19 protein-coding genes are annotated in these 25,454 nt (G+C 60.4%); 2 read left to right on the forward strand and 17 right to left on the reverse strand.

What is annotated here, in order from left to right:
- Positions 1–281: 281 nt before the first annotated feature.
- From J0X19_RS02075 to J0X19_RS02115, 9 genes are all read right to left on the reverse strand, one after another.
- On the reverse strand, positions 282–1,043 hold the full coding sequence (locus tag J0X19_RS02075; RefSeq protein WP_206980256.1) for a TerC family protein: 762 nt from the start codon (positions 1,041–1,043) through the stop codon (positions 282–284).
- Positions 1,044–1,178: 135 nt separating this feature from the next.
- Entirely contained in the window at positions 1,179–1,583 is a 405-nt protein-coding gene (rnk, locus tag J0X19_RS02080; protein WP_206980258.1) for a nucleoside diphosphate kinase regulator, read from the reverse strand.
- Between the two features lie 342 nt (positions 1,584–1,925).
- Positions 1,926–3,386 (reverse strand): efflux transporter outer membrane subunit, encoded by a 1,461-nt coding sequence (locus tag J0X19_RS02085; protein WP_206980260.1) that lies wholly within the window; start codon positions 3,384–3,386, stop codon positions 1,926–1,928.
- Positions 3,387–3,440: 54 nt separating this feature from the next.
- Positions 3,441–6,614 carry an efflux RND transporter permease subunit gene (locus J0X19_RS02090; protein ID WP_206980269.1) on the reverse strand — a complete coding sequence of 1,058 codons (3,174 nt, stop codon included), beginning with the start codon at positions 6,612–6,614 and terminating at the stop codon, positions 3,441–3,443.
- Between the two features lie 119 nt (positions 6,615–6,733).
- Entirely contained in the window at positions 6,734–7,825 is a 1,092-nt protein-coding gene (locus J0X19_RS02095; RefSeq protein WP_317194727.1) for an efflux RND transporter periplasmic adaptor subunit, read from the reverse strand.
- Between the two features lie 116 nt (positions 7,826–7,941).
- Positions 7,942–8,175, reverse strand: coding sequence for a hypothetical protein (locus tag J0X19_RS02100; RefSeq protein ID WP_206980274.1), 234 nt, complete (start codon positions 8,173–8,175; stop codon positions 7,942–7,944).
- A 188-nt stretch (positions 8,176–8,363) separates the two neighbouring features.
- A complete protein-coding gene (locus J0X19_RS02105; RefSeq protein ID WP_206980276.1) occupies positions 8,364–9,746 on the reverse strand; it encodes a sensor histidine kinase in 1,383 nt (460 codons plus the stop codon).
- Positions 9,747–9,811: 65 nt separating this feature from the next.
- On the reverse strand, positions 9,812–10,486 hold the full coding sequence (locus tag J0X19_RS02110; RefSeq protein ID WP_206980277.1) for a response regulator transcription factor: 675 nt from the start codon (positions 10,484–10,486) through the stop codon (positions 9,812–9,814).
- Positions 10,487–10,689: 203 nt separating this feature from the next.
- On the reverse strand, positions 10,690–12,498 hold the full coding sequence (locus J0X19_RS02115) for a tetratricopeptide repeat protein (RefSeq protein ID WP_206980279.1): 1,809 nt from the start codon (positions 12,496–12,498) through the stop codon (positions 10,690–10,692).
- Positions 12,499–12,651: 153 nt separating this feature from the next.
- Between J0X19_RS02115 and J0X19_RS02120 the strand changes: the two genes are divergently transcribed.
- The gene (locus J0X19_RS02120; protein WP_206980281.1) at positions 12,652–12,870 is read left to right on the forward strand and encodes a PspC domain-containing protein; all 219 of its coding nucleotides are present in this window, start codon (positions 12,652–12,654) and stop codon (positions 12,868–12,870) included.
- 107 nt (positions 12,871–12,977) lie between these two features.
- Here J0X19_RS02120 and J0X19_RS02125 read toward each other — a convergent pair whose 3' ends face one another.
- A complete protein-coding gene (locus J0X19_RS02125; RefSeq protein ID WP_242581835.1) occupies positions 12,978–14,060 on the reverse strand; it encodes a glycosyltransferase family 2 protein in 1,083 nt (360 codons plus the stop codon).
- Positions 14,050–14,379, reverse strand: a complete 330-nt coding sequence (locus J0X19_RS02130) for a YbaB/EbfC family nucleoid-associated protein (protein WP_022822788.1) — start codon at positions 14,377–14,379, stop codon at positions 14,050–14,052. The genes J0X19_RS02125 and J0X19_RS02130 overlap by 11 nt, the downstream gene beginning before the upstream one ends.
- Positions 14,380–14,706: 327 nt before the next feature.
- Here J0X19_RS02130 and J0X19_RS02135 point away from each other — a divergent pair, with 327 nt between their 5' ends.
- Positions 14,707–15,939: an isocitrate dehydrogenase (NADP(+)) gene (locus J0X19_RS02135; protein WP_206980283.1), complete on the forward strand. Its 1,233-nt coding sequence runs from the start codon at positions 14,707–14,709 to the stop codon at positions 15,937–15,939.
- Positions 15,940–16,058: 119 nt separating this feature from the next.
- On the opposite strand, the gene J0X19_RS02140 is transcribed toward J0X19_RS02135, so the two are convergent.
- From J0X19_RS02140 to J0X19_RS02165, 6 genes are all read right to left on the reverse strand, one after another.
- Complete coding sequence (locus J0X19_RS02140; protein ID WP_206980293.1) at positions 16,059–18,461, reverse strand: PAS domain-containing hybrid sensor histidine kinase/response regulator; 2,403 nt, start codon at positions 18,459–18,461, stop codon at positions 16,059–16,061.
- Positions 18,462–18,782: 321 nt separating this feature from the next.
- A complete protein-coding gene (locus J0X19_RS02145) occupies positions 18,783–20,735 on the reverse strand; it encodes a T9SS type B sorting domain-containing protein (protein WP_206980295.1) in 1,953 nt (650 codons plus the stop codon).
- Between the two features lie 126 nt (positions 20,736–20,861).
- Positions 20,862–22,358, reverse strand: coding sequence for a histidine ammonia-lyase (gene hutH, locus J0X19_RS02150; protein WP_206980297.1), 1,497 nt, complete (start codon positions 22,356–22,358; stop codon positions 20,862–20,864).
- A 125-nt stretch (positions 22,359–22,483) separates the two neighbouring features.
- Positions 22,484–23,905: a histidine--tRNA ligase gene (gene hisS / locus J0X19_RS02155; protein WP_206980299.1), complete on the reverse strand. Its 1,422-nt coding sequence runs from the start codon at positions 23,903–23,905 to the stop codon at positions 22,484–22,486.
- A gap of 131 nt (positions 23,906–24,036) precedes the next feature.
- Positions 24,037–24,387, reverse strand: a complete 351-nt coding sequence (locus J0X19_RS02160; protein ID WP_206980315.1) for an STAS domain-containing protein — start codon at positions 24,385–24,387, stop codon at positions 24,037–24,039.
- A 416-nt stretch (positions 24,388–24,803) separates the two neighbouring features.
- On the reverse strand, positions 24,804–25,184 hold the full coding sequence (locus J0X19_RS02165; protein ID WP_206980317.1) for a hypothetical protein: 381 nt from the start codon (positions 25,182–25,184) through the stop codon (positions 24,804–24,806).
- Positions 25,185–25,454 lie beyond the last annotated feature (270 nt).

Genomic DNA, 25,454 nt, shown 5'->3' on the forward strand with positions numbered 1-25,454 from the left:
GCAGAAGTGTAAATTGGGAGAATAGTTGGCGGGCAAACCGAGGGACGGGAGGGCCGCAGTAAACATGGCAAGTTGGTACGGGCTTTTCTGTTTACCTATGTCAGAGGTGGTACCGGGCGGCCCGGCCCCGAAAGCGTAGTCAGTTATTTGGCGCAGCCACTCCCCGTAAGTATAGTCGGCCGGGGAATACGGTGCCGACGCCGGGTTACCGGACCCAGTGCCAATTAAGAGGGCAGCAGCGGCAAGCGAAAAACAGCGTTGCGCTACGGGGCCACCCCCACCTACCTCCCGTGCACCGGCGGGGCCTTGGCCTTGCGCCGCAGCCGGATGTTGAGCATCTCGACCAGCAGCGAAAAGGCCATGGCAAAGTAGAGGTAGCCTTTGTCGAGGTGCTGATGCGCCGCTTCCATCACCAGCATCATCCCAATCATAATCAAAAAGGAGAGGGCCAGCATCTTAACCGTCGGGTGGCGGTTGACGAAGTCGGCCACTACGCCGCTGAAGGCCAGCATAATACCCATCGAAACCACAACGGCAATCATCATTACCAGCACGTTATCCACCAGACCAACGGCCGTGAGAATGGAGTCGAAGCTGAACACCAAATCGATGATGATGATTTGCAAAATCACCTGCGAAAGGGCCTTGGTGGCGTTGCCCCCCATCTGTGCCAGCTCCTCTTCGCCTTGCAGCTTGGTGTGAATCTCGGTGGTACTCTTGTAGATCAGGAATAGGCCGCCGGCCAGCAAAATCAAGTCGCGGCCGCTGACCGGGAAGGGGGCGCTCAGCCACGGCAGCGTCAGGGTGAACAGGGCGGCCCGCAGGCTTACAATCCAGGAAATACTCAGCAGCAACCCAATACGAAACACCAAGGCCAGCAGCAGCCCAATCGTGCGTCCCCGTTTCTGCTCGGCCACGGGCAGGCGGTTGACCATGATGGAGATGAAGATGATGTTGTCGATGCCCAACACGATTTCCATCAGCGTCAGGGTCAGCAGACTAACCCAGGTGTCGACGTGCGAAAAGGCTTCTAAACCGTACATGGGGAAAACGAGGAGAGGTGAAAGACAGTTGGCGCGCCGGCAGCAAGTGCAACCGGCGTAGCGCGGCAATTAAAAAGGGGGCGCCGCGGCTGCCCCCGTTAAGACCGGTGGTAGGTGGCGATAAGGTGTTGGTAGTTAGCTGGAAAAGTCGCCGATGGCTTCGGGCTGATACAGGATGGCCTCTAGCCAGTACGTGGCCTTTCCTTTGGGTAGAGGCCACGTCACCTTGTCGCCGACGCGGCAGCCGAGCACAGCTGTTGCTACGGGAGCCAGAATCGAGATTTTGCCGGCCTTCACGTCGGCGTACTGCGGGTACACCAGCGTGATTTCCAGCTGGGCATCACTGTGCAAGTCGCGCAGCCGCACCCGGGAGTTCATCGTCACCACGTCGGGCAGGATGTCGGTGGCGGCAACCCGTTCGGCCCGGCGCAGCTCGTGGTTTAAGGCTTCCACCGGCCCATTGCCGAACTGCAAGCGGTGCGAAAGCACCAGCAGGTGCAAGCGGGCGTAATCGGCGTTGGTTACCCAAATCGTGTTCATGGCAAAAGGGGGTAGAAGGTGGAAGGAACGGAAACCGAGCACCAGCATCAAGCAAGCAGCGTGCTGCTACTCCGCTGGCGTGCAGCACCATGCTGCTCGGGTTTAGTAAAGAACCGACCCGCGCATGAGAATGAGATGAGAAGGAAATGAGAAATGATGAGCGTCCCACTACCCGAGTCATCTGCGCCCGTTCTTGCCTTCCGCACACCCGCAATGGCGTAAGCCCCCACGCGGACCGGACGCAGCTAAATCCGTCCAGTCCACGTGGGGTACCAAGGGCGCTGCTTCTGTTTTCGTTGCCAATGCAGGCCGCAGGCAGGAACTGAGCCAGCTGGTTTCAACTTACTGCCAGCCGCCGCCGAGTGCGCGGTACAGCGCCACGCTTTGCAGCAGCTGCGCCTGGCGGGCCTCGGCCAAACTCAGCTCGGCCTCGAGCACGCTGCGTTGGGCGGTAATTACTTCCAAATACGTAGCGTAGCCAGCCACAAACAACTCCCGCGAAGTAGCCACGGCTCCCGTCAGCAGATTCACTTCCCGCTGGCGCGCGGCGGCGGCGGCGCGGTAGTTTTCCAGCCCCTGCAAGCCCGTTACTACCTCGCGGAAACCCGTTTGCAACGCTTGGTGGTAGCGGTAGTACGCTTCGTAATTACCGGCTACAGCTTGGCGGTATTCGGCTTTGAATTGCGCCCGGTTCAGCAGCGGCCCCGTTAAGCCGGCCAGCGCCCCGTAGGCCAGCGAGGCCGGGTTGAACAGCGCCTCGGGCCGGAACGCGTGAAAGCCAACATAAGGCGTGAGCGTGAGCGAGGGCAGAAAGGCGGCCCGAGCGGCATCCACGTCGGCGCGGGTGGCTTGCAGCGTCAGCTCGGCTTCGCGCACATCAGGGCGGCGCAGCAGGGCCGTGGACGGCACGCCCGCCCCAAGCCGGGAAGGCAGCGTTTGGGCCGGCAGGGCCCGCCCGCGGGTAATGGGTTGAGCGTAGCGCCCGAGCAGCTGGTTGAGGCTGGTTTCTGCTTCCGTTACGCGCTGCCGGGCTTCGGAAGAAAGGCTTTCGGTGCGTTCCAGCTGCGCGGCAAACTGCTGCACGGCCAGCTCGGTGGCCCGGCCGGCCTGTTTCTGCACCCGAATCAGCCCCAGGGCTTCGCGCTGCAAGGCCAGGTTACGCTCAAGCACGGCCCGCTGGTTGTCGGCCGTAAGGAGTTCGTAGTAGAGGCGGGCTACTTCGGCCACCACGGTGGTTGCCACTAGGTTACGGCCCTGCTCGGAACCGAGCACCCGCAGGTACGCGGCCCGGCGGCGCTGGCGCAGCTTGCCCCAGATATCCAGCTCCCAGGAGCTGCGCAAACCCACAAACAAGTCCGGCGTTACGGGCCCCGGAATGCGCTGCCGGCCCTCGATGTTGGGGGAGAGGTTGGTATCGTAGTTGCCCACGCCGTTGAGGGTGTAGCGGCCGAACCGGTCAACTCCGGCCGAAGCCGCCCCCGACACAACCGGCAGCAGCGCCCCGCGCCGGGCCAGGTACTGGGCGCGTGCCACTTCCACCCGTTGCAACGCCACCCGCACATCCAGGTTTTGCCGCAGGGCCGTGTCGATTAGCGCCGTGAGGGCGGGGTCCTGAAAGAACTGCCGCCAGGTCTGCCGCCCGGCGTCGAGCGTGTCGGAGGGCGCGGGTTGGGAACTCACCTTGGCGGAGGAATGGAAAGAAGAAGGCAGGGCCGGGCTGGCCGCGGGCTGGTCGGGCGCGGCTACGCGGCAGCTGGTAGCCAGCAGCAGCGTACCAGTCAGCACATACAAGAGCAAACGCATAAGCGAGGAGAAGTTAGATGAAGACGTGGGAAAACCGGGCGGAATCAGGGGCCGCTAGTGCGCCACCAATTCCGCTTTCTTGGCCTTGGGAGGCACTGGTTTTTCCGCGGGCGCGAGGTTTTTGGGTTTCTCGAACGAGGCGAACAGCACATACAAGCCCGGAATCAGAACCATGCCGAACAAGGTGCCCACCAGCATACCGCCCGCCGCCGCCGTCCCGATGGAACGGTTGCCCAACGCCCCGGCCCCACTGGCCACAACCAGCGGAATCAAGCCCGCCACGAAGGCAAACGAGGTCATCAGGATGGGGCGCAAACGCGAGACGGCGCCTTCCACGGCGGCGGCCAGCACCGTAGCGCCGGCCCGGCGGCGCTGCTCAGCAAACTCGATGACCAGGATGGCGTTCTTCCCCAGCAAGCCCACCAACATTACCAGGGCCACCTGCGCGTAGATGTTGTTTTCCAGCCCCAGCAGCTTGAGACTAAGAAACGCGCCGAATATGCCGGTGGGCAGACTCAGCAGCACGGGCAGCGGCAGCAGCAAACTTTCATACTGCGCGGCCAGCAACAGGTACACGAAAATCAGCACCACGCCGAACACGTATAGGGCCTGGTCACCGCTCAGAATCTGCTCACGGGTCATGCCGCTCCACTCGTAGTCGTAGCCGCGGGGCAGCACCTCGGCGGCCACTTTCTCGATGGCCGTAATGGCGTCGCCGGAGCTGAAGCCGGGGGCCGAGTCGCCGTTGAGCATGGCTGAGGTGTACATGTTGTAGCGGGTCAGCTGGTCGGGGCCGAACACCCGCTCCAGGCGCACGAAGGTGGAGAAAGGCACCATCTCGCCCCGGTCGTTTTTCACGTGCAGGGCCAGCAAATCCTCGGGCCGCCCGCGGTACTCGGGGCCGGCTTGCAGCATCACCTTGTACATCTGCCCGAAGCGGATGAAGTTGGAGGCGTAGTAGCTGCCCATCAGGGTTTGCAGCGTGCTCATGGCCTTGTCAATGGTCACGCCCTTCTTGGCCGCCATGTCCTGGTCCACATGAATCAGGTACTGCGGGAAGTTGGGGTCGAAGCTGGTGAAGGCCCCGCCAATGGCCGCATCCGCACGCAGCGCCGTCAGGAAGGTTTGCGACACTTCGGCGGTTTTTTGCAGGTCGCCGGTGCCCGACTTGTCGAGCAGGCGCAGCTCGAAGCCGCTGGAGTTACCGAAGCCGGGCACCGTAGGCGGCGGCAGAAACTGAATGTCGGCGTCGCTGATGTTCTTGGTTTTCTCTTCCAGCTCGGCAATGAAGCTGGCCACCGACTGCTCTCGTTCGTCCCAGGCTTTGAGGTTGATCATGCCCATGCCGTAGCTAGCGCCCGCCACCTCGTTCACGAGGCTATAGCCGGCCAGCGTCGATACCGATTCCACGGGTTTGAGGGCACTGGCAATGCGCTGCACTTCGTCGAGCACGGCTTCGGTGCGCTCCACGGTGGCCCCGGCGGGGGTTGTGACGTTCACGTACACCATGCCCTGGTCTTCGGTTGGAATAAAGCCCGCGGGCAGCACCCGGCTTACGCCCCAGGTGGCCGCGAAAAAGCCCGCCAACACCAAAAGCGTAATCATGCGGCGCCCAGCCACCACCGTAAGCAAGCGTTGGTAGCCGCCGGACAGGGCCTCGTAGCGGCGGTTGAAGCCCGCGAAGAAGCGGCCCAGCAGCCCCTGGCGCGGAGCGTTGGCATCGTGCTTGAGCAGCAACGCGCACAAGGCCGGGGTGAGCGTCACGGCATTTACGCCCGAAATCACAATGGCAATGGCCAGGGTCAGGGAGAACTGGCGGTAAAACACGCCCACTGGCCCGTCCATGAAGGAAACCGGGATGAACACCGCCGACATCACCAGGGTAATGGCAATCAGCGAGGAGCTGATTTCGCCCATGGCCTCGAACGTGGCGGCTCGCGCCGGCAGGTGCTTCTCCTGCATTTTGGCGTGCACGGCTTCCACCACCACAATGGCGTTATCGACCACAATGCCGATGGCCAGCACCAAGGCAAACAGCGTGAGCAGGTTGATGCTGAAGCCCAGAGTCTGCATGAAAAACAGCGTGCCAATCAGCGCCACGGGCACGGCCAGGGCCGGAATAAGGGTGGAGCGCCAGTCCTGCAAAAACAGGTACACAATCACGAATACCAGCAGGAAAGCCTCCACCAAAGTGCGCAGCACCTCGTGGATACTGGCGTCGAGAAAGCGCGACACGTCGTAGGCGATGCTGTACTTCATGCCGGGCGGAAAGCTGGTTTCCTGCAACTCGGCCATGCGCGTTTTCACGTTGGCAATTACTTCGGAGGCGTTGGAGCCGGGGCGCTGCTTGAGCATGATAGCCGCCGAGGGCTTGCCGTCGGTTTTCGAGGCCATGCTGTAGGTGAGCGAGCCAAACTCCACGTCGGCCACCTCGCGCAGGCGCAGCACCGAGCCGTCGGCGTTGGCGCGCACCACCAGGTTGCGGTACTGCTCGGGCTCGAAAAACTTGCCGGAGTAGCGCAGCACGTACTGCATGGCGTGGGGCGTGTTCGAGCCCGAGCTTTCGCCGGATTTGCCGGGGGCCGCCTCCACGTTCTGGCTGCGGATGGCCTCCACAATTTCGTCGGTGCCTACCTCGTAGGCGGCCATGCGGTCGGGCTTGAGCCACACCCGCATCGAGTACTCGCGGGAGCCCATGATTTCGGCGAAGCCCACCCCATCAATGCGTTTGAGCTCCTGCAATACATTGATATCGGCGAAGTTGTAGATGAACTTTTCGCCCGCCGCCTTGTCGTCGCTGGTGATGTTGAGGTAAAGCAGCATCGAGTTTACCTCTTTCTCGGTGGTTACGCCGGCCTTGATAACTTCTTCCGGCAGCTCGTCGAGAATGGTGGTTACCCGGTTCTGCACGCCCACGGCGGCCAGGTCGGGGTCGGTGCCCACCTGGAAAAACACGGTAATCAGCGTGACGCCGTTGTTGGAGCTTACCGAGTTCATGTAGGTCATGCCCGGCACGCCGTTGATGGCGCGCTCCAGGGGCGTGGCCACGGCCTTAGCGCACACTTCGGCGTTGGCGCCGGTGTACTTGGCCGTCACGGTTACGGAGGGCGGCACGATGTCGGGAAATTGGGTGATGGGCAGCGTAAAGAGGGCCAGCAAGCCCAGCAGCACCAGAAACACCGAAATAACCAGCGACAGGATGGGCCGGCGAATGAAGATATCGAACATAAGGCAGCGAGCCGACGCGCCAGGCGGTCTGCAAATAGGTGGAAAGGAGTAGGCGGGCGGGGCGGTCAGCACCAGCAAAAGCCGGCTGGCAGCCTCCCAGCCCATACCGAACGGGGACGTTAGCGCGCCGCCAGCAGCGAGTCGAGGGAAACGGGGCGGGGCTTGATCTGCTGGCCGTTCTTGAGGCTGTTCGCGCCTTCGTACACGATTCGCTCACCGGGCTTCAAGCCTTCTTTCACCACGTAAAAATCCCCGGTTCGGGTTTGGGGCACGAAGTTGCGCATGTGCACGGCATTGGCTTGGTCCACCACGTACACGTAGTTTTTGTCCTGAATTTCAAACACCGCTCTTTGCGGCAGCAGCAGCGCCGCCGGCAGGGTGGTCGTCAGGCGAATCCGGCCCGAGGCACCGTGCTTGAGTGTCCGCTGCGGGTTGGCAAACCGCGCCCGGAACGCCAGCGAGCCAGTGTTGGGATTGAACTCGCTTTCGGTGGTTTCGATGTGGCCCGCCTGCGGGTACAACGAGTTGTCGGCCAGCGTCAGCTGCACCGAATCGGAGTGCCGGTCGGGATACTGCTGCCGGGCCTTCAGGTACTGCAAGTATTCTCCCTCGCCCACGTTGAAGTAGGCGTACACTTCGTGCAAATCGGAAACGGTGGTCAGCAAGGTGCCTTCTTCCACCAGGCTGCCCATCTTCAGCGGGATACGGTCAATGACGCCGTCGAAGGGGGCCCGCACCAGCGTGTAGCTTAAGTTGAGGCGGGCCGCGGCCACTCCGGCTTGCGCCTGGGCTATCTGGGCCCGGGCATCCTTCACCTTGTTGGCGGCCAGCGTCAGTTCGGTTTTGGCCACGATGTTTTTGTCGGCCAGCAATTGCACCCGCTCACGCTCCACGTCGGCCGCGCCGGCTTGGGCTTGCGCGCTGGCCAGGGCCGCCTGGGCCTGGCTGAGTTGGTTGCGGTAGACGCTGGCATTGAGTTGAAACAACGGCTGGCCTTTCTTCACCGGACGGCCCTCATCCACATAAATGCGCTCCAGAAACCCCGCTACCTGGGCCCGCACTTCCACGTTGCGCACGGCTTGCACGTCGGCTACGTAATCATGAAACAGGTCTTGCTCCACGGGTTTCAGCGCTACTACGGGCCGCACGTCCGGGGCGGCAACACGGCCCCGTTCCTTGCCATCAACCGAACAGCCGCTGACGCCTGCCACGCAAGTTGCGGCGAGCAACGCCCGGCGCAAAGGGCCACCCAGTACCCCTTGGGAAAAAACGAATGGAAGCCTAGGGAGCGGCTTGAAAAATGATAGGCTCATGGACAGGGGGTGAATTAGCGGTCAGCCAGCACCTGGCTGCGTTCTTGGTGGCGTAGGATCAGCAGCAGGCTATCTTGCTGCTGCTGTTGGATCTGACAATGGGCTAGCTGCTGCTGCGTGAGGTGCAAATCGGCCGTTGCCTCGGCTAGCTCCTCGATGTGCTCGGCCGGAAAGAACTCCAGCCGGGACGTCAGCAGCAGCCCGTTGAGCCCCAGCGAAAGCGCCAGGCCGACGGCGAGCAGCAGCATGAGCAGGGAGGGTGAACGGGAATGCCAGCGCATGGAAGTCGGGGTAGCGGGAGCTAGGTGGAAAGTCCAACAAAGGACTTGCGCCGACTTAAGAATGAGATGAGAATAGAATGAAAACAGATGAGAGGGCCGATTACCGCGTGCAAACAGCAGTAACCGGCCCTCTCATCTTGTTTCAAGCAAGCGTGCTACAGAGGAGCGGCAGGCAGCAATACCGTGGCCGTAGTGCCCTGGCCAGGGGCCGAGGTGATTTCCAGCCGGCCTCCATGGCGCAGCACAATGCGCCGGGTGAGCGGCAACCCCAGGCCGTAGCCTGGCCGGCCCATAGCTCCCGCCGCCCGGTACAAAGGCTCGTAAATCTGGTGCAGCTCCTCGGGCGAAAGGCCAGGCCCCGCGTCGGTGATGCTTATTTGCAGCCAGTTGCTGGCCGCGTACGTTATTTCCGTGCGCACTGGCCCCGTGGAATACTTGCCGGCGTTGTCGAGCAGGTTGAGTAAGGCGGTGGTCAGCAAATCGGCATTGCCAGCCAGCATAAACAAGTCGGCCTCGGTATCGGTGGGTATTTCTTTAAATGCCAAGCGCCACTCCCGGCCGGGGTATCGGCTTCGCATCAGGATTAAGGCCTCGTTTACGCACTCATCAAGGCGCACGGGCACAAAGGCGGGCAGTGCCCCATCTACCTTGGCCAGGTTCAACAAGCTGTTGGTAAGATCAGTCAGGCGGCGGGCCGCCTCCAGACTCTGGGTAATGCTCTGTCGGGCTTCAGGTAAGGTAGTATCGTAGGCGAGGGCCGTTTCCAGGGTGCCGGTTAGCGTGGTAAGGGGCGTGCGTAGCTCGTGGGAGGCGTGCGAAAGAAAGCTTTTCTGCGCCTCAAAGGCCTGCTCTAGCCCGGCCAGCATGGTATTGATGACCTGGGCAAGCTGAGCGAGTTCATCGCGCCCATTGCTCTCGGACAGCCGCCGCCCCAGATTGGTTGCCGAAATGCGCCCCGCTTGCCGGCTAATGCGCGCTACGGGCCGCAAAGCCGAGCCCGCGAACAACCATCCCGCCAGCACCGTGACGGCCAGTGCCCCCACATTGCTCAGCGCCAGCAGCAGCCCTAACTGCCGCAACTGCGCCCAGCCCGCCCGATCCTCCGCCGACACCAGAATGCGGTACTGGTCGGGGCTGGTGGGCTCCGAAAATACCAGTCCCACGGTTTCGCGCTGGCCTTCCCGAGGAAAGGACACCAGCCGACCCGGCACCAGCTTGCGTAGCCGTGCCCGGTTTGCCATCTGGTTGATGCTGTCGGCCGAGCTGTAGCGGAGCGTGTTGTCGGGCCCGTAGATGCTGATTTGCTCGCGGGGCAGCGTTAGTAGGTCGCTGCGGCGCAAGCTGCCGAGCATGCCCGCCTCCAGTTTATGGGTACGCATCAGCACCCGCCCCGCCACCGTACCGCTATTGGCCAGCCGAAACTCGAAGCGTTGGGCCCGGGTGTGGGCGCTGAAATAATAGATAAACGCGGAGAAGCCGAGTTGAATGCCAAGCACCAGCAGCGTAAAGCGAAGCGTCAGCTTGTTGCGAATCAGCATGTATATATCAACTGGTTAGGCACTGCTTTGTGGGCTTGCAATACTTTAGAAGCCAGGCAAGGTACTCACTCGGCCCGCATCACGTAGCCCATTCCAACCACCGTGTGAATTAGCTTAGGCGAGTAGTCCCGGTCTATTTTCTTGCGCAAGTAGCCCACGTACACGTCAATGATGTTGGTGGTGGTATCGAAATCCACTTCCCAGACCCGCTCGGCAATGTCCACCCGCGAGACGATACGGCCCTGATTAAGCAGCAGGTGTTCGAGTAGCGAATACTCCCGGCTGGTTAAGTCGATGCGTTGGCCAGCGCGCGTCACAATCTTGGAGTCCAGGTTTAGCTGCAAGTCGGCAAGTTGCAGCAGCTGCGGGGTGCTGGTTTCTGCGTAGCGCTTGGTTAGGGCCCGCACCCGCAGCAGCAGTTCCCGAAACGCAAAAGGCTTCACCAGGTAGTCGTCGGCCCCAGCCTCGAAGCCTATTTCCTTGTCGGCGAGGCTGTCGAGGGCGGTGAGCAGCAGCACGGGCACACGGGGCCCGGCCCCACGGATGCGGTGGCACAGCTCCACGCCGTTGAGGTAGGGCAGGTTCACGTCGAGGATCACCATGTCGTAGGGTTGTTGCTGGTACAGTGACCAGCCCGAGCGGCCATCGTAGGCAATGGTTAGCTCGTACCCTTCGTGCTCGAACCCTTTCCTGACAAAAGACGCCACATGCGGATCATCCTCGACGAGCAGAATTTTCATGCAAAAGTGAATAGAGTTGGTCTACAATAACGCACAGTTTGAGGACATGATAGAGGCCCAGCATATCATGGTCGATGTTGTAGAACTCCCAGCGGCTAGGTGCCTTCGTAGATTGTCTGCCAGCCCATCTTCGAGGCGGCCGGCCCACGTGGGGCAAATCCTTTTCAGTGCCAAGGCAGTGTGCTTTAATATGTTAATCAGGCTTATCGCAGCACTTCTACAAACGTCTTGGTGCGGGCCATGTCCATGAACTCCAGGTCCTCAACGGCACGTTGGGCGAACTTGCGGTCCAGCTGCACGGCGCGGCGCAGGTTTTCGCCCATGCGGGCTTCATCTTTCTGGCGGGCGGCCACTACGGCCAGGCAGTAGTAGGCCAGCGGGTCGTTGGGCTGGAGGGTGAGGGCCTCCTGGTAGATGCCGGCGGCTCCGTCGTAATTGCTTTTCAGCAGGTAAATCAGGGCCCGGTTCATGGTGTTCTGGTAGCTTTTCGAGCTGTAGCTGAGGCTGCTCAACGCATCATCAAGCTGGCCGACTTCGATTTCCAGGGCGGCTTTGTCGGCAAATACCTTGTCGAGGACCGGGCGCGGGCCACCGAGCTTGATGGCGTAATCGTAGCTCTGAAGGGCTTCGAGCTTGTCGCCGGCGCGGTGGTAGGCAGTGGCCACGCGGTAAAACAGGGTGGCCGTGGGGTTGCGGTGCGCCGCCAGCGTGAAGTTGACGGCCGCGCGCCGCAGATAGGCCCGGCGCACTTTGTCGCTCACTTCTTTCTCGGAGCGTTGCAGCAGCACTACGGCCAGGTTGTGGTAGGCCTCCCAGTTGCCGGTAGCCGCCACGGCCGTTTCGTAGATGCGCTGTTTTTCGGCCAGTAGTGGGGTGAGCGTGGCGGAGTAGCGCAGCTCCTCGGGCGTGAGGGCATCGGTTTCCAGCTGCTTGTCCACTATCTTTTTCGAAAGCAGATAAATCTCGGAATCGTAGCGCTTGGGGGCCGTGTACTGCACGGCCACCGTGCCGAAGCGCATCACCGGGTAGATGTACTGCTCCAGGTAGTCGAAATACGAAAGCCGGTGCAGGCTCTTTTCCTTTTGGGCGTAGCTGCCCGGTGTGTCGTTGACGAGCAGCAGCACCGAATCAATCTGCGCGGGCTTCAGCGCCGACTGCTGTACTTTGCTCAGAAACAGGTCCCAGCGGCGGACGTAGGTTTCCGTCTCGAAGTCGATGGCGCTGACTTTGTTGAGGTAAGAATCCGTGTCGACGCGCTTTTTGTAGTACTTGAGCAGCGCCTGCACCCGCTTATTGGCCAGGCGGGTGTCGCGCGAGTCGATGGAGTCGGGGGAGTGGCCGGCTACTATCATCACCTTGGTGGTGTGCTGGTTGGCCTCAATGAAATCTTCCAGCGCCGCTACGTTGGTGCCCAGGAAATTGCGGATTTCGGCTTTGCCGTTGTCGAAGTAGAAGGGCAACACGCGGGTACCGCTCATGTTGTTGTCGGCCACCTCGGGAAGCAGGGCAATAGTGGAATCCTGACGGACCACCAGTTGGCCGGTGCTCACGATGCCGCGCGCCACGCGGGTTTCCTGGCCTTTCAGGCGCTTACCGTTGGGCTTTAGCTGGCGCACTTCGGCCTGGGCCAGCAGCTCGCCGGGGCTCTTGTTGGGCGCGTACGGAAACGATAGTTGCTTGGTAATCACCAGCTGATCTTTCTGGTTTTCGTCGTAGGTGTACTCGCCCGACTGGAACGAGAGGCGGCCCAGCGTGTCTTCGCGCAGCTCGTTGTCGTAGCGGTAGCGCATGTTCAAGCTGAAGGCGGCGCCTTTTTTCAGGTGCTTGGCGGGCACACGGGCCGTTACTTCGAAAAGCACGTTTTCGCCGTTGGTTTCCAGCACCGAGGGCTGCACGCTTATTTGTTGGCCGGCCTGCGCAACCTTCAGCATCCGGGGCAACGTACAACCGGATAATACGCTGGTTCCGGCAACCAGCAACGCAAACGAAATCAGGGGCAGCGAGCTTCTCATAGGCAATAGGGGCGGGGGAATTTCAGCAAGCAAACGAAAAACCAGCCGCCACCGACGTATCTTGGATGGGATTTGTACTGGTTGGGCTTGCTTCCGCAACTGTATCTTGTTATTTTGTACCGAGTTAGCCACAGATTGAAACGGGAAATAGCTATGAAAAAACTAACCGACTATATCGAAAAGCAGAGCTTCGGCGTCTGCAATGCTGTGGGCAATCGGCTGGGGTTTTCTTCGGGCAGTGTCCGGTTGTCTTTCGTGTACGCTTCGTTTTTCACGTTTGGCTCACCCATTGTACTTTACTTCGCGTTGGCTTTCTGGATGAACGTGCGGCGGGCCATGCGCCGGCAGCGCAGTACCGTTTGGGACTTGTAAGAATACGCTTTGTATGCTTTAGCGCCTGCTCTTTTTAGGGCAGGCTTTTTTTATGCGGTATTTCTCGCAGAGGTCCGCAGAGGAAAAGCGCAGAGGTTCGCAGTGGGCTAACGTAGAAGAGTAGCCTTTAACTCCGAGAACTTGCGCTGGCCTTTCGCGAAATACGCCCACACGAGGCTGCCTTGGTACACGCCGGGCCGCTGGGCCGCTAGCAGGCGGGGCGGGTGTTGCCGCCGCACCTGCTTCCAATGAGCTAGTTCCTGGTAGAAGTGCAGGTGGGCCCGCAGAATGGCCTTGGTATCAGCAGTTTCGCCTTGCAGCAGCAGGCGCAGGGCCGCCACCCAATCAAGTAATAGGCGGGTACCAAGTACGCCCATCAGTTCCGGCGCGGCGGTGTTTTTATAGACCAAAGCCAAGCCGTTGCGGAAGTTAAGGTAGGTTTTGCGCGGGTTGGACTTGTGCAGCGTGCCGCCGCCTACGTGGAACACTGTGCTGCCGCCGTGGTACCAGACTTCGTGGCCGTGGTTCCAGAGCCGCCAGCACAAGTCTATTTCCTCCATGTGGGCGAAAAAGCGCGTTTCCAGTCCGCCCAGAGCGTGCCAGGCTTCGGCGCGCACCAGTAGGCAGGCGCCAGTTGCCCAGGCCACGGGCCGCGGGTCGTCGTACTGGCCGTGGTCTGCTTCGATGGTGTCGAATAGGCGGCCGCGGCAGAAGGGGTAGCCCAGCCGGTCGAGGTAGCCGCCACCGGCCCCGGCATACTCAAACAGCTGCCGCTGCGCCGGGTCGGAGCTGTATTGGCGGATTTTGGGCTGCACAGCGGCCACCTCAGAGCGTTCCTCCAGCAGTTGCCGTAGCGGTAGCAGCCAGCCCGGCGTCACTTCCACATCGGAGTTCAGTAGCACGTAGTAGCGAAACCGAGCTGATAGCTGCCGCAGGGCTTGGTTGTAACCCTCGCAGAAGCCAAGATTGGTGGCGTGCCGGATGATTTCCACCGTCGGAAATTCGGCGGCCACTACAGCCACCGAATCGTCGAAGGACGCATTATCCACCACTACCACGTGCGCGCCGGTGGAGTGGGCCAGCACAGCGGGCAGAAACTGCCGCAGAAACAGCGCCCCGTTCCAGTTCAAAATAACCACCGCCACATCGGCGCAGGCGTTAAGAGGGGGGGCGTTAAAATCAAAGGCCAAAACCGCCGAGGTCGAGGCCGGGAATGTTGGGAATCAGGCCGCTGGTTTTGCTTTTCAGCTCCTCCTTGGCCTTTTCGCCGGCTTCGGTGAGGGCCTTGTTCACGGCGGCCACCACTAAGTCCGACAGCATCTCCTGGTCCGAGAGCAGCGACTCGTCGATTTCCAGCTTTACGAGGCGGTGCTGGCCGTTGGCCGTAGCCCGCACCAAGCCGCCGCCGGCTTCGCCGGTGGCCGTTACAAACTGCATTTCCTGCTGGGCTTTCTGCATTTTCTCTTGCAGTTCCTTCATCTTGCCCATCATTCCCATCATATCGAACATAAGCCAAACGTGCTCTGAGAGCGTTTAAACAAGGTGTAAAATTGGGTGGTGCCGGCCGGTAGAGGCATTGGCATTCCTGTGAATTGGTGCGCCGGCCAACCTCCCTTACGTAAAGCTGCCGGCGGCTTCATTGTTCGCGCTGGCAGGGCTGCGCAAAGAGCAAAATTAGGGCACGTAGTACAATCCTGCGGAAAAAGTGCCGTAAATCAACAAAACTCGCTTAACATTGGCGCCGGAAACGGCCCCGGCCTGTTGTCCGCAAACCCACCGCACGCGGCTGCGCGTGCCGGGTCTGATGCACACAACCGCTCTAACCCCCAAGCAGTAATGGCAAAAATTAAAGTAGCAAACCCCGTAGTAGAGCTGGATGGCGACGAAATGACGCGCATCATCTGGAAATTCATCAAAGACAAGCTCATCACGCCGTACCTGGAACTCGACATCAAGTATTACGACTTGGGCATCGAGTACCGCGACGAAACCAACGACCAGGTAACGATTGATGCCGCCAATGCCATCAAGCAGTACGGCGTGGGTATCAAGTGCGCTACCATCACGCCCGACGAGGAACGCGTGAAGGAGTTCAACCTCAAGCAAATGTGGAAGTCGCCGAACGGCACTATCCGTAACATCCTGGATGGCACCGTGTTCCGTGAGCCGATTGTGACCAGCAACGTGCCGCGCCTCGTGCCCAACTGGACGGCCCCCATCTGCATCGGCCGTCACGCTTTCGGCGACCAGTACCGCGCTACCGACTTCGTAACTAAAGGCAAAGGCAAGCTCAAAATTACCTTCACCCCCGAAGACGGCGGCGAAGAGCAGTCGTTTGAGGTGTTCAACTTCAAGAGCGACGGGGTGGCGCTGGCCATGTACAACACCGACGAGTCGATTCGGGGGTTTGCGCACGCCTGCTTCAACCAGGCCCTGATGAAAGGCTGGCCGCTGTATTTGAGCACCAAAAACACCATCCTGAAGAAGTACGATGGCCGGTTCAAGGACATCTTCCAGGAGATTTACGAGCAGGATTACGTTGAGAAGTTCAAAGCCGCCGGCATCACCTACGAGCACCGTCTGATTGACGACATGGTGGCCTCGGCGCTGAAGTGGAACGGTAACTTCGTGTGGGCCTGCAAAAACTACGACGGCGACGTGCAGAGCGACACGGTAGCCCAAGGTTTCGGCTCGCTGGGTTTGATGACCTCTACGCTGGTAACGCCCGACGGCAAGACGATGGAAGCCGAAGCCGCCCACGGCACCGTAACGCGCCACTACCGCGACCATCAGAAAGGCAAGCCGACGAGCACCAACCCCATTGCCTCCATCTTTGCGTGGACGCGCGGCCTGGAGTTCCGCGGCATCCTCGACGGCAACCAGGAGCTTATCAACTTCTGCAAAGCCTTGGAAGAAGTGTGCGTGGAAACCGTAGAAAGCGGCAAAATGACCAAAGATTTGGCCGTTTGCATTCACGGCAACAAAGTGGAGCACGGCCGCGACTACCTCTACACCGAGGAGTTCCTGGAAGCGCTGGACGAAAACCTGAAAGCCAAGCTAGGCAAATAGTCTGCTAGGTTTCAGCCAGCGTAAAAAAGCCCCGTCCCTGATTCAGGGACGGGGCTTTTTGCGTTTGTTTCCTGCTGTTCTACGCTAACCTGCTGAGGTAGTAGCGGAAATGGAAGGCCTTACGGGGTGCCGTTCTTGCGGCGGATGACCTGGAGTATTGTCCGGCAGAGGTCCACCTCCTCGAACGGTTTATTGACGCAGGCATCCAGGCCGGCAGCCAGGTAGCTGATTTGGTCGGCCTCGAAAGCGTTGGCAGTTAAGGCAATAACCGGCAGCTGCGCGCGGCTTGGGTCAGGGTGCTGGCGCAGGGCCCGCGTAACTTCCACGCCACTGAGACCTGGCATTCTGATATCGAGCAGCGCAGCATCGTAGGTGGTAGTGGTGAGGGCAGCTAAGGCGTCGGTGCCATTGCTCACGGCCTCTACTACCACGTTCCAGTGTTGCAGTACCACTGTGGCAATCCACTGATTTACAGCGTTGTCTTCGGCAAGGAGCACCCGCAACCCCCGCAGTTCTTCATAGTTCAGCTCAGTTAGCGCAGAGGGGGTATTAGGCGCGGGCGTTAGCGCGTCGGGGGCTAAGGGTAGCGTTATAGTGAACGAGAAAGTGGTGCCCTGACCAACTTCGCTGCACACGCGCAGCACCCCGCCCATACGGCTAACAAGCTGCTCACTGATAGATAAGCCTAAGCCCGTTCCAACAAACGAGGAATTGGTATCGGTGGTAACTTGGGTGAAAGCCTCAAATATGCGCTCTTGCTCTGCCGCCGCAATACCTGGGCCGGTATCCTGCACCCAGAACCGGAGCGTAACATCGGTGGTAGTTTGGTGTACAACAGCAACGCCTAGCTGAACGGAGCCACATTCGGTGAATTTGAGGGCGTTACCCAACAGGTTCAGCAGTACCTGATGCAGCCGGTGGGCGTCGCCTAACACCGGCAAAGAGGTAGTGGCCGGTTCTATGGTCAGCAGCAGCCCTTTCTGGGTGGCCAGCGCGGCAACTGTTTTGCCAGCTTCCTGCAATGCGCAATTCAGGTCGAAGGCCGCGCAGGTGAGCTGGAGGGGCTGCGTGGTTATTTTGGCCAGATCGAGCACATCGTTTACCAAGGCTAGCAAGTGCTGGCCTGCCTGCTGCATAGCCGCCAAGTACTCTTGCTGCAAAGGAACAAGCGGCGTCTTTCCCAAGAGGTGCGCCAGGCCCAGTACCCCGTTGAGGGGCGTGCGGATTTCATGGCTCATGCGGGAAAGGAATGCCTCTTTGGCGCGTGCATTCTCTTCGGCCTGCTGCTGTGCTTGCTTGAGAGCGGTGATGTCGGTACTCACTATTAGCACGTCAACCTGGCCGCTGGCCCGGCGCAACGGGCGCATGTGCACGTGCAAGTGGCAGGTTTCGTTGGCGTGCATGGTTAGGGGCAGCTCCACAGTCAGAGGGGCGCCCGTAGCCAGCACTTGTCGGCGCCAGGCTTTGATTTGACGCAGCTGGTCCTGCACCGCTTGGCTTTTGTGTACAGAATACATGTGCTCACTGCGGGCCGCCAAGGCTTCAAATGCTGCGTTCCGGAACAATACCACGTCGTGGGCGTCGGCTACGTACACTACGTTGGGCAGCGCATCTACAATGAGGCGGATAAAGTTGTCGCGCTCCTGCACCAGGGCCTCGCTTTGGCGCTGGCGCTCCTCGGCCTGCTTGCGGGCGGTTAGGTCGGTGCGGGACCCCACGAGGCGCCGAATCTGGCCGTCAGGCTCGATGATGGGCCGCAGCTGATACAGAGTGAATTGCTGCTGGCCGTCTTTGGTTGTAGCCTCTTCCCAGCTTACTTCCCGCTGCTCACGGAGTGCCTCATCGAAAAACTGCTTTCGGCGCTCTACTACGTCGGCCGGAATCTGGCGGTGAAACCCGGCTTCCGCATTGTTCTTGCCTATCATCCAGGTCCGGGCTGTGGGGTCGGGCTCTGATTCAGGGTTCACAAATAAATAGCGGGCGTTGGTATCGAGCACTACCACGCCCATCGGTACCTGGTCCAGGATGTCTTCGTAGAAAAGCCGTTGCTCGGCGAGCTTCTGCTCGGCCTGCTGGCGCGCAGTGATGTTGGTCAGGTACAGCGTGGCGTAGGCTTCTTCGGGTTGGGCTACAACCGTAAGCAGGTAGTGGTGTTCAGCCACAGTTACGGCCTGCTGGTGTTGCTCCTTGGTGTGCAGCGCCTTGGGTACTAACGCAAGCAACTGAGCCCGGAAGCCGCCAGTAGCCTCAGGGGTATTGGTTTCCAGAACCCGCAGGATGTCCGCCGCCGCTGGGTTTGCATACAGTACCTCGCCTGCCGCCGATAGCCGCACAATGGCATTGGGGTTTTGCTGCGGAATCAGAGCCAGGGCGCGAATTGAACTTTCGTAGGCATGCTGGTCGGCTAGCTGCATCTCCAGCGCCGCAACACGCGCCTGGGCAGCCGCCAACGCAGCCTGGGCTTCGCTTACGGCACGGCGGGCGGCCTCTTCCGAAAAGAGTGGGAAATCATCGATAGGCATGTAGCGCAAACGGGTTCATGTACTATAAAGGAATTGGCTACCGAAGGATTTTCCGACGAGCAGGACCACCCGGCTGGCAGGTCATATACCATAAAGCAACTGGCTGCCGGGGTACGGTAGGCAGCCCTGGCACCGGCAGGAGCCTACGCGGTGTGGGAGGTAGCTTTTCAATGTTGAAGTAACAAGATAATAATCGGGATTAAGCAAACAGAGCGGGCCCCAGCTGAAAAGCTTCGGGCTCCGCTCTGCTTGAGCTAAACTATAAGCTATAAGAACCTGATGCGTGGCCGGCGCAGTAGCGGTGTCGGGTTTTTAGCCGGCCTACTTCAGGATGGTAACCGTACCGTGCTGCACTACGGTTTGGCCGGCATCATCCACGGCCTCAAAGCGCCAGACAAAAGCGCCGGGCACCGGTGGCTCGTTCCGGACGCGGCCGTCCCAGGTCTGGCTACGGTTGGTGCCCCGGAACACTTCCTGGCCGTTGCGGTCCACAATCACGAAGCGAAAGGTTTTCAGGAAACGGCCCTTCACTTCCAGTACATCATTCAGGCCGTCGCCGTTGGGGGTGAAGGCAGTGGGTACGTAGGCTTCGAGGCGGCGGGTAGCGGTGGCAATATTGGAGTAGCTGGAACCCGGCAGGCCCCCGCCGCGCACTTCTAGGCGGTAGCGCACCTGCTGCTGGGTGTCGGGGGGCGTGAGGTCGAGGTAAGTGGTCTGCTTGCTCACCGATACGCTGCGCAGTACGGCATTGCCGGCATCGAGCACCAGCAGGCGGTAACTGAGCGTGTCGGTGGTGGGCGCCCCGCGCAGGCCCGACCACGTCAGGCGCACCGACGAGCCCCGGCTGTCGGCCAGCTCGGCGGCCAGTACGGCGGGGCAGAAGGGCGCACTATCGGCGGAGCGGTTGGCGCAGTCGTCCACGAAACGGGCCTGGTAGCACGGCCCCGTGCCCGGCACGAAACGGGTGGTAGTTGAATCGGTGAGGGTGCGGCTGGTGGTGGCAGCCAGAATGCGGCCTCCGGTGAGGTAGGTAAGCTGGCCGGTGGCCGGAAACCGGGCCACGCTGGCCGTTAGCTGCACACGGTTGCGCAAATCGAAGGTGGCAAACAAGCGTGGCGTAGCGGGGGGCTGGGTGGCCGTAGCGCGCACCGATACCACATCGGAAACCGATGAAACCCCGCCCGCATAACGCGCCGTGAGCCGGTAGGTGTACTGCACCCCACACGCTACCGATGTATCGGTGTAGGTGCGGGCCGACGGGGCCAGCGGTGCGGCCAAGGGAGTATTGTCGCGGGTTAGCTCGTAGGAAACCGGGTTGTCGAACAACTGCCAGGAAAGCTCGTTGCGCCGCTCGGCAGGCGTGGCGGCAAGGCTGAGCGTTGACACGGCCGCCGAAGGCGGGAACGAGTTGCCGCACACGTCGGTGGCCCGGAGGCGGTAGCGGCTAGGCGTTGTGCTGGGGACCGTAAACGAGGTGGTGCTGGTTTGGACGGCGGCTGGTACGGTTTGGTATACGTTGCTGGCATCGGCCCGCTCCACGGTGTAGCGGTAGCCGGTAGTCAGTGGTGCCACATCCAGTTGCGTAGTAGTACCGCTAAGAGCAACGCGCTGAATAGCCAGCGGACCAAGTGGCGCCAGCTGTGCCAGTGGCTGCGTGGCCGAATTAGTGCATAAAGAGTTGTCGTTGTAGCGCCCAACTACCGTTACGGAGGTAGCCCCCGTGGGTACCGGGTACGTTACTACCTGGCCGGAAGCCGCGGCAACCGGTGCCCCCGTACCAATCTGCACGGTGTAGCTGTCGTAGGGGGCGCTGGGCAAGGTCACCTGCACGGAACCCGGCGCACAAGCCGCCAGCGTGAATGCCGGCGCTGGGCTGTCGTACACCTGAAACGTGATGAAATAGATGGTAGGAAGAACTCCAGGTCTGGAAGAACTTGCGTTTTCAGTTACCGTGACAAAGCCGGCGGCGGTAGGGGTGTAGGTAGTGGTAGCTGGTAGAAAGGGGCCACACGGATTCGGAAGCACGCCGCTGCCATTGTTTACCAGGTATGTATAGGTTAAGGCAGGGTCGCGGTTAGAACAGTATTCAAAACGTACCGCCCGGCCAACGCAGAGCTTGGCGGAAGGGGTACCGGTTGCTACATCAATAGCCCGGAAGGTGCAGGCTGGTGCGTTGGGCGTAACGGGGCAGGGCTGAGCCTGTGCCTGCCCATTGCTCGCCAGCAACATCCCAAAAATCAGCAGCAACCAGGAGAGTAACGTTTTTGCAGGCATGTAGGTAGTGGCAAGCGGATACGAAAAGGTGCGCAGCAACGCAGCAAAGTCACGTTGTCTTAACGAAGCAATGCAGGCAAATCGCACATCAGCGGATGGTTACCGCTGTTGCGTTCAACTGCCAAGTTACATCCAATCGTAGCTGCGTACAAAAGCGGCTGCCGCGTGCAGGTCGGGGTAGAGCACCCGGTCCCGGCTTACGAAGTTCACTTTCTCACGGAAAGCAGCTACCACTTGCTCTAGCTGCGGCGAGGTTTGGGCGGGCCGCCGGAATGCCAGCGCCTGCACCGCATTCAGCAGCTCGATGCCCAAAATCTGCTCTACGTTCTCCACTACCCGCAACGCCTTGGTAGCGGCGTTGGCCCCCATGCTCACGTGGTCTTCCTGCCCGTTGCTGCTCACAATGCTATCCACCGAAGCTGGCGTACAGAGCTGCTTGTTTTGGCTGACGATGCCGGCGGCGGTGTATTGCGGAATCATAAAGCCGGAATTCAGCCCCGGCTCGGCCACCAGAAACGGCGGCAATCCGCGCTGACCGCCAATGAGCTGGGTGGTACGCTGCTGCGAGATGCTGCCAATTTCGGCGGTGGCAACAGCCAGCATATCCAGCGCCAGCGCCAACGGCTGCCCGTGGAAGTTGCCGCCGCTCAGAATCAGGTCGTCGTCGGGGAAGATGTTGGGGTTGTCGGTTACGGCGTTGCACTCAATTTCCACGGTTTGGGTCACGTACGCCACGGCGTCGCGGGAGGCCCCGTGCACCTGGGGCATGCAGCGGAACGAGTAAGGGTCCTGCACGGCGGTTTTGGGTTGCTGCTGCAACTCGCTGCCCGCCAGCAAGGTGCGCAAACGCGCCGCCACCCACAACTGCCCGGCGTGGGGCCGGATGCGGTGCAGCCGCTCATCAAACGGCTCGGTACGCCCGTCAAACGCCTCCAACGACAGCGCCCCGATGACGTCGGCCGCATCGAGGAGCTGCTGTACGCGCAACAGGCAATGCACCCCATAGGCCAGCATAAACTGGGTGCCGTTGAGCAGCGCCAGTCCTTCTTTGGCTTGCAGCGTGAGGGGCGCCCAGCTAAACAAGCTCAGGGCATCGGCGGCGGCCAGGCGGTAGCCCTGGTAGTTCACCTCGCCTAGCCCCAGCAGCGGCAAGCATAAGTGCGCCAGTGGGGCCAGGTCGCCGCTGGCCCCCAATGAGCCCTGCTGGTACACCACGGGCAGCATGTCGCGGTTGAACATATCCAGCAGGCGCTGCACGGTGGCCGGTTGCACGCCGCTGTGGCCGTAGCTTAAGCTTTGGGCCTTCAGCAGCAACATCAGCCGCACCAGCTCCGGCGGCACCTCCGCGCCCGTCCCGCAGGCGTGCGACATCATCAGGTTGGTTTGCAACTGGCCCCGGTCCTGGGGCGAAATGCTGGTATCACAGAGCGCCCCAAAGCCGGTGTTGATGCCGTACACTGGCGCGTCGGAGTGGGTGAGCCGCTCGTGCAGGTACTGGTGGCAGTGCTCAATGCGCTGGCGGGCTTCGGGGCTGAGTACCACGCGGGGGCTGTGGTGCAGCAGTTTCCGCAGGGTGGTCAGGCTCAGCGGAATGGACGGGGTAAGGGCGAAATCGTCGGACATGGGAGGGTGGCAAAGCGGCGGGTGGGGCCGGGGTGAAGCGCCAAAAGTGAGACTTTTCCGCTTGAAACAAAAAGACCATCACGCGGAAGCATAATGGTCTTTTTGTTTCAAGCAACAAGGGGCTACTACGCTAGCTCGGCCAGTACCTGCTCCAACGACAGTACCCGTTCCTCGCCGGTGCTCAGGGTTTTCAGCTTGAACTGACCGGCGGCGCGTTCTTCGGAGCCTTGCAGCAGCACAAACGGAATGCCCTTGGCGTCGGCGTACTTGAACTGCCGGGCCAGCTTGCCGGGTTCCGGGTACAGCTCACTGGCCACCCCGGCTTCGCGCAGCTGGCGCAGTACCGGCAGCACGGCCCGCTCGGCATCAGCATCGAAATTGGCCACCAGGCAGCGGGTGGTGGTGGCCACGGCCGCCGGAAACAAATTCAGCTCTTCCAGGCAGTCGTAGAGCCGGTCCACGCCGAACGAGAAGCCCACGCCCGACACGCCCGGCAGCCCGAACGCGCCGGTGAGGTTGTCGTAGCGGCCACCGCCGCTCACGCTGCCCATGTTCACGTTGTTGATTTTGATTTCGAAGATGCAGCCGGTGTAGTAGCTTAGGCCGCGGGCCAGCGTCACGTCGAAATCGAGGTGGTCGAACTGCGCGAAACCGAATTCCTGGAGGTACTCGTACACCCGGCGCAGGTCTTGCAGGCCTTTGTAGCCGTCGGCGGTGGCGTTGTCGGCGTCCACGCCGGCCGTTACGAAACCGGCCAGCAGGCGCTCCAGCTTTTCCTCGAAGCTGCCTTCCACGCCCAGCAGGGCAAACAGCCTGTCGGTGGCATCGGGGGAGAAGCCCCGTTCAGCCAGCTCCTTTTCCACCCCGTCGCGCCCAATCTTGTCGAGCTTGTCGATGGCGGTGAACAAATCCATTTCGGTACCCTCGCCGCCCAGGGCCTGGTAAATGGCGCCCAATACGCGGCGGTGGTTGATTTTGATGGTGAAGTCAGTGAGGCCGATGCCGTTGAGCACCTCGCACATCATCAGCACGATTTCGGCCTCGCACAGCAACGAATCGGTGCCTACCACGTCGGCGTCGCACTGGTAGAACTCGCGGTACCGGCCGCGCTGGGGCCGGTCGGCGCGCCATACCGGCTGAATCTGGTAGCGTTTGAACGGGAAGGTGAGCGTGCCGCGGTTCATCACTACGTAGCGCGCAAACGGCACGGTCAGGTCGTAGCGCAAGCCTTTCTCGGCAATCTTAGGCAGTACGGCGCGCGGGCCCGCTTGCAGGTCGTCGGGCGTTACTTCGTCCTTGACAACCTCGCCCTTCTGTTTTTTCAGGAAGTTACCCGAGTTCAACACTTTAAACAGTAGCTGGTCGCCTTCTTCGCCGTATTTGCCAGTCAATACCGACAGGTTCTCCAGAGTCGGCGTTTCGAGCGGGGCATAACCGAATTTCTCGAAGGTGCGGCGGATAACGCCGAAGATATAGTTGCGGCGAGCCACTACGGCCGGGCCAAAGTCGCGGGTGCCTTGCGGGATGCTGGGTTTTTGGGCGCTCATCGGAAACAATGCAGAATGATGCCGCGAAGGTACAACGGCCCGCCCGTACGCCGCTGCTACAACTTAAAGTACAGGGTAAGTTGTGTCAAGCAATTAAGTGCGGCGCAAGCATCATTCCCGCGCTACCTACTCTAATATGAAATTTTGATTTCGTCAACGGCTTCCAGCAACGACGATACCAGTAGAGGCTGTGAGGCGGGGTCGAGGTCGAGAAAGTGGTAGCGCACCGCGCTGGGAACGTGGCAGAGTACCAACCGGCGGCTTTGGGCCCGCAAGATGAAGGAGTAGGCCAGGAGTAGCTCCACGGCTTCGTCGGAGAGGCTTTCCACTAGGCTGCAATCAATCAGTACCGCTCGTTTTTCGCTGCGGCTGGCTCGGTGCAAGGCGCGGGAAAGGTTCACTTCGCCATTCAAATCGGCAATATCAGAAGAGAGAATTAATAAGAACCCATCAGGCAATATTTCTCTGTATACATCGAGCATAAACTGGGCAGACAGGACTTACGGTAAGGACCACGCAAAATCAGCTTATTGAATCAGCCGGGAAACTGGGTTTTCAGCTGACTGCCGTTGCTGTAAGCTACGGCAAGGACTTTACCGGGTATGAAGGCGTTAGGTTGTCTGATACAGCAAGGTTCTGATAGGATTTATACTTTTTGTCGTCACAAATCAATTTTAATTTTCAGCGTATTAGAAATAGGATATTATTTATTGCTTATCTCCTGCTGCCGAGATTGTTCAAACGCCAGGCTGTAGACTATGAGTTGCACTACAAAACGCAAGAGGACGCATAGCCTACGGTGGCTTGTGCGTCCTCTTGGGTTTAAGAGCGGAGAAGTCTGAAACGGCTTAGTTAAGCCCGTGGATTGATAGTAGGTAAAGCCTTAGGCCTTGAGTAGTTATCGGGCGGCGTAAGCACGCTGTACCACGCGGTTCGAGGCCATCAGCCGGGTTGATACCAGGGAGTTGGCTTGCAGCCGCTGCACTTGCTGCAACGTGGTGCCCAGCATGCGGGCCATGCGCCGGTGGGAGGCGGCGCTTTTGCAAGGAGCAAGGCAAACCCCGTTTAGGCGTTCCTGATACAGCAGTTCGTGCTGGTCGTTGTAGAAGCTTACCACGGTATAGTCGCGGACGCTTTTATCGGTTTCCAGGGTCCAATAGCCGGAAGTAGCCACCACGGGCTGCTCGCTGTACACTTCTTTCTGAGCCATAGCCCCGGTAACGGAAGCAACTACGAACAGGCAGGCAACACTGAGGCGGGAAAGCAGGGAAGATTTCATGACGCGTTATAAGTAAGAAGGTGAGAAACAGAAGAATGGAAAGGAAAAGACGGAAAGAGAAGACAAGGCAGTAGCCAGCAGGCAAGCCAAAGGGCTACCGGAAAAAGCAGGATTCAGAAAAGGAGAGGCGAAAGGCCGCGCCGGGCGGCGGATACAACGCTCCGCCCCGGCTGGGCGAAGAATCTTCGGTGGGCGGGTGGCCTGACTTCCCGAGTGGAAGTCGCCGCCTAGCGAAGCAGGAGCGGAAAGCAAAGTGCTAGCTTCTTTGCG

The organism is Hymenobacter telluris (genome assembly GCF_017313265.1).
GTDB lineage: Bacteria > Bacteroidota > Bacteroidia > Cytophagales > Hymenobacteraceae > Hymenobacter > Hymenobacter telluris.

Coding starts and splice junctions, on each gene's coding strand:
- J0X19_RS02075 (WP_206980256.1), bottom strand. CDS start 1,043: ATGTACGGTTTAGAAGCCTTTTCGCACGTCGACACCTGGGTTAGTCTG.
- rnk (WP_206980258.1), bottom strand. CDS start 1,583: ATGAACACGATTTGGGTAACCAACGCCGATTACGCCCGCTTGCACCTG.
- J0X19_RS02085 (WP_206980260.1), bottom strand. CDS start 3,386: ATGCGTTTGCTCTTGTATGTGCTGACTGGTACGCTGCTGCTGGCTACC.
- J0X19_RS02090 (WP_206980269.1), bottom strand. CDS start 6,614: ATGTTCGATATCTTCATTCGCCGGCCCATCCTGTCGCTGGTTATTTCG.
- J0X19_RS02100 (WP_206980274.1), bottom strand. CDS start 8,175: ATGCTGCTGCTCGCCGTCGGCCTGGCGCTTTCGCTGGGGCTCAACGGG.
- J0X19_RS02105 (WP_206980276.1), bottom strand. CDS start 9,746: ATGCTGATTCGCAACAAGCTGACGCTTCGCTTTACGCTGCTGGTGCTT.
- J0X19_RS02110 (WP_206980277.1), bottom strand. CDS start 10,486: ATGAAAATTCTGCTCGTCGAGGATGATCCGCATGTGGCGTCTTTTGTC.
- J0X19_RS02115 (WP_206980279.1), bottom strand. CDS start 12,498: ATGAGAAGCTCGCTGCCCCTGATTTCGTTTGCGTTGCTGGTTGCCGGA.
- J0X19_RS02120 (WP_206980281.1), top strand. CDS start 12,652: ATGAAAAAACTAACCGACTATATCGAAAAGCAGAGCTTCGGCGTCTGC.
- J0X19_RS02130 (WP_022822788.1), bottom strand. CDS start 14,379: ATGTTCGATATGATGGGAATGATGGGCAAGATGAAGGAACTGCAAGAG.
- J0X19_RS02135 (WP_206980283.1), top strand. CDS start 14,707: ATGGCAAAAATTAAAGTAGCAAACCCCGTAGTAGAGCTGGATGGCGAC.
- J0X19_RS02140 (WP_206980293.1), bottom strand. CDS start 18,461: ATGCCTATCGATGATTTCCCACTCTTTTCGGAAGAGGCCGCCCGCCGT.
- J0X19_RS02145 (WP_206980295.1), bottom strand. CDS start 20,735: ATGCCTGCAAAAACGTTACTCTCCTGGTTGCTGCTGATTTTTGGGATG.
- hutH (WP_206980297.1), bottom strand. CDS start 22,358: ATGTCCGACGATTTCGCCCTTACCCCGTCCATTCCGCTGAGCCTGACC.
- hisS (WP_206980299.1), bottom strand. CDS start 23,905: ATGAGCGCCCAAAAACCCAGCATCCCGCAAGGCACCCGCGACTTTGGC.
- J0X19_RS02160 (WP_206980315.1), bottom strand. CDS start 24,387: ATGCTCGATGTATACAGAGAAATATTGCCTGATGGGTTCTTATTAATT.
- J0X19_RS02165 (WP_206980317.1), bottom strand. CDS start 25,184: ATGAAATCTTCCCTGCTTTCCCGCCTCAGTGTTGCCTGCCTGTTCGTA.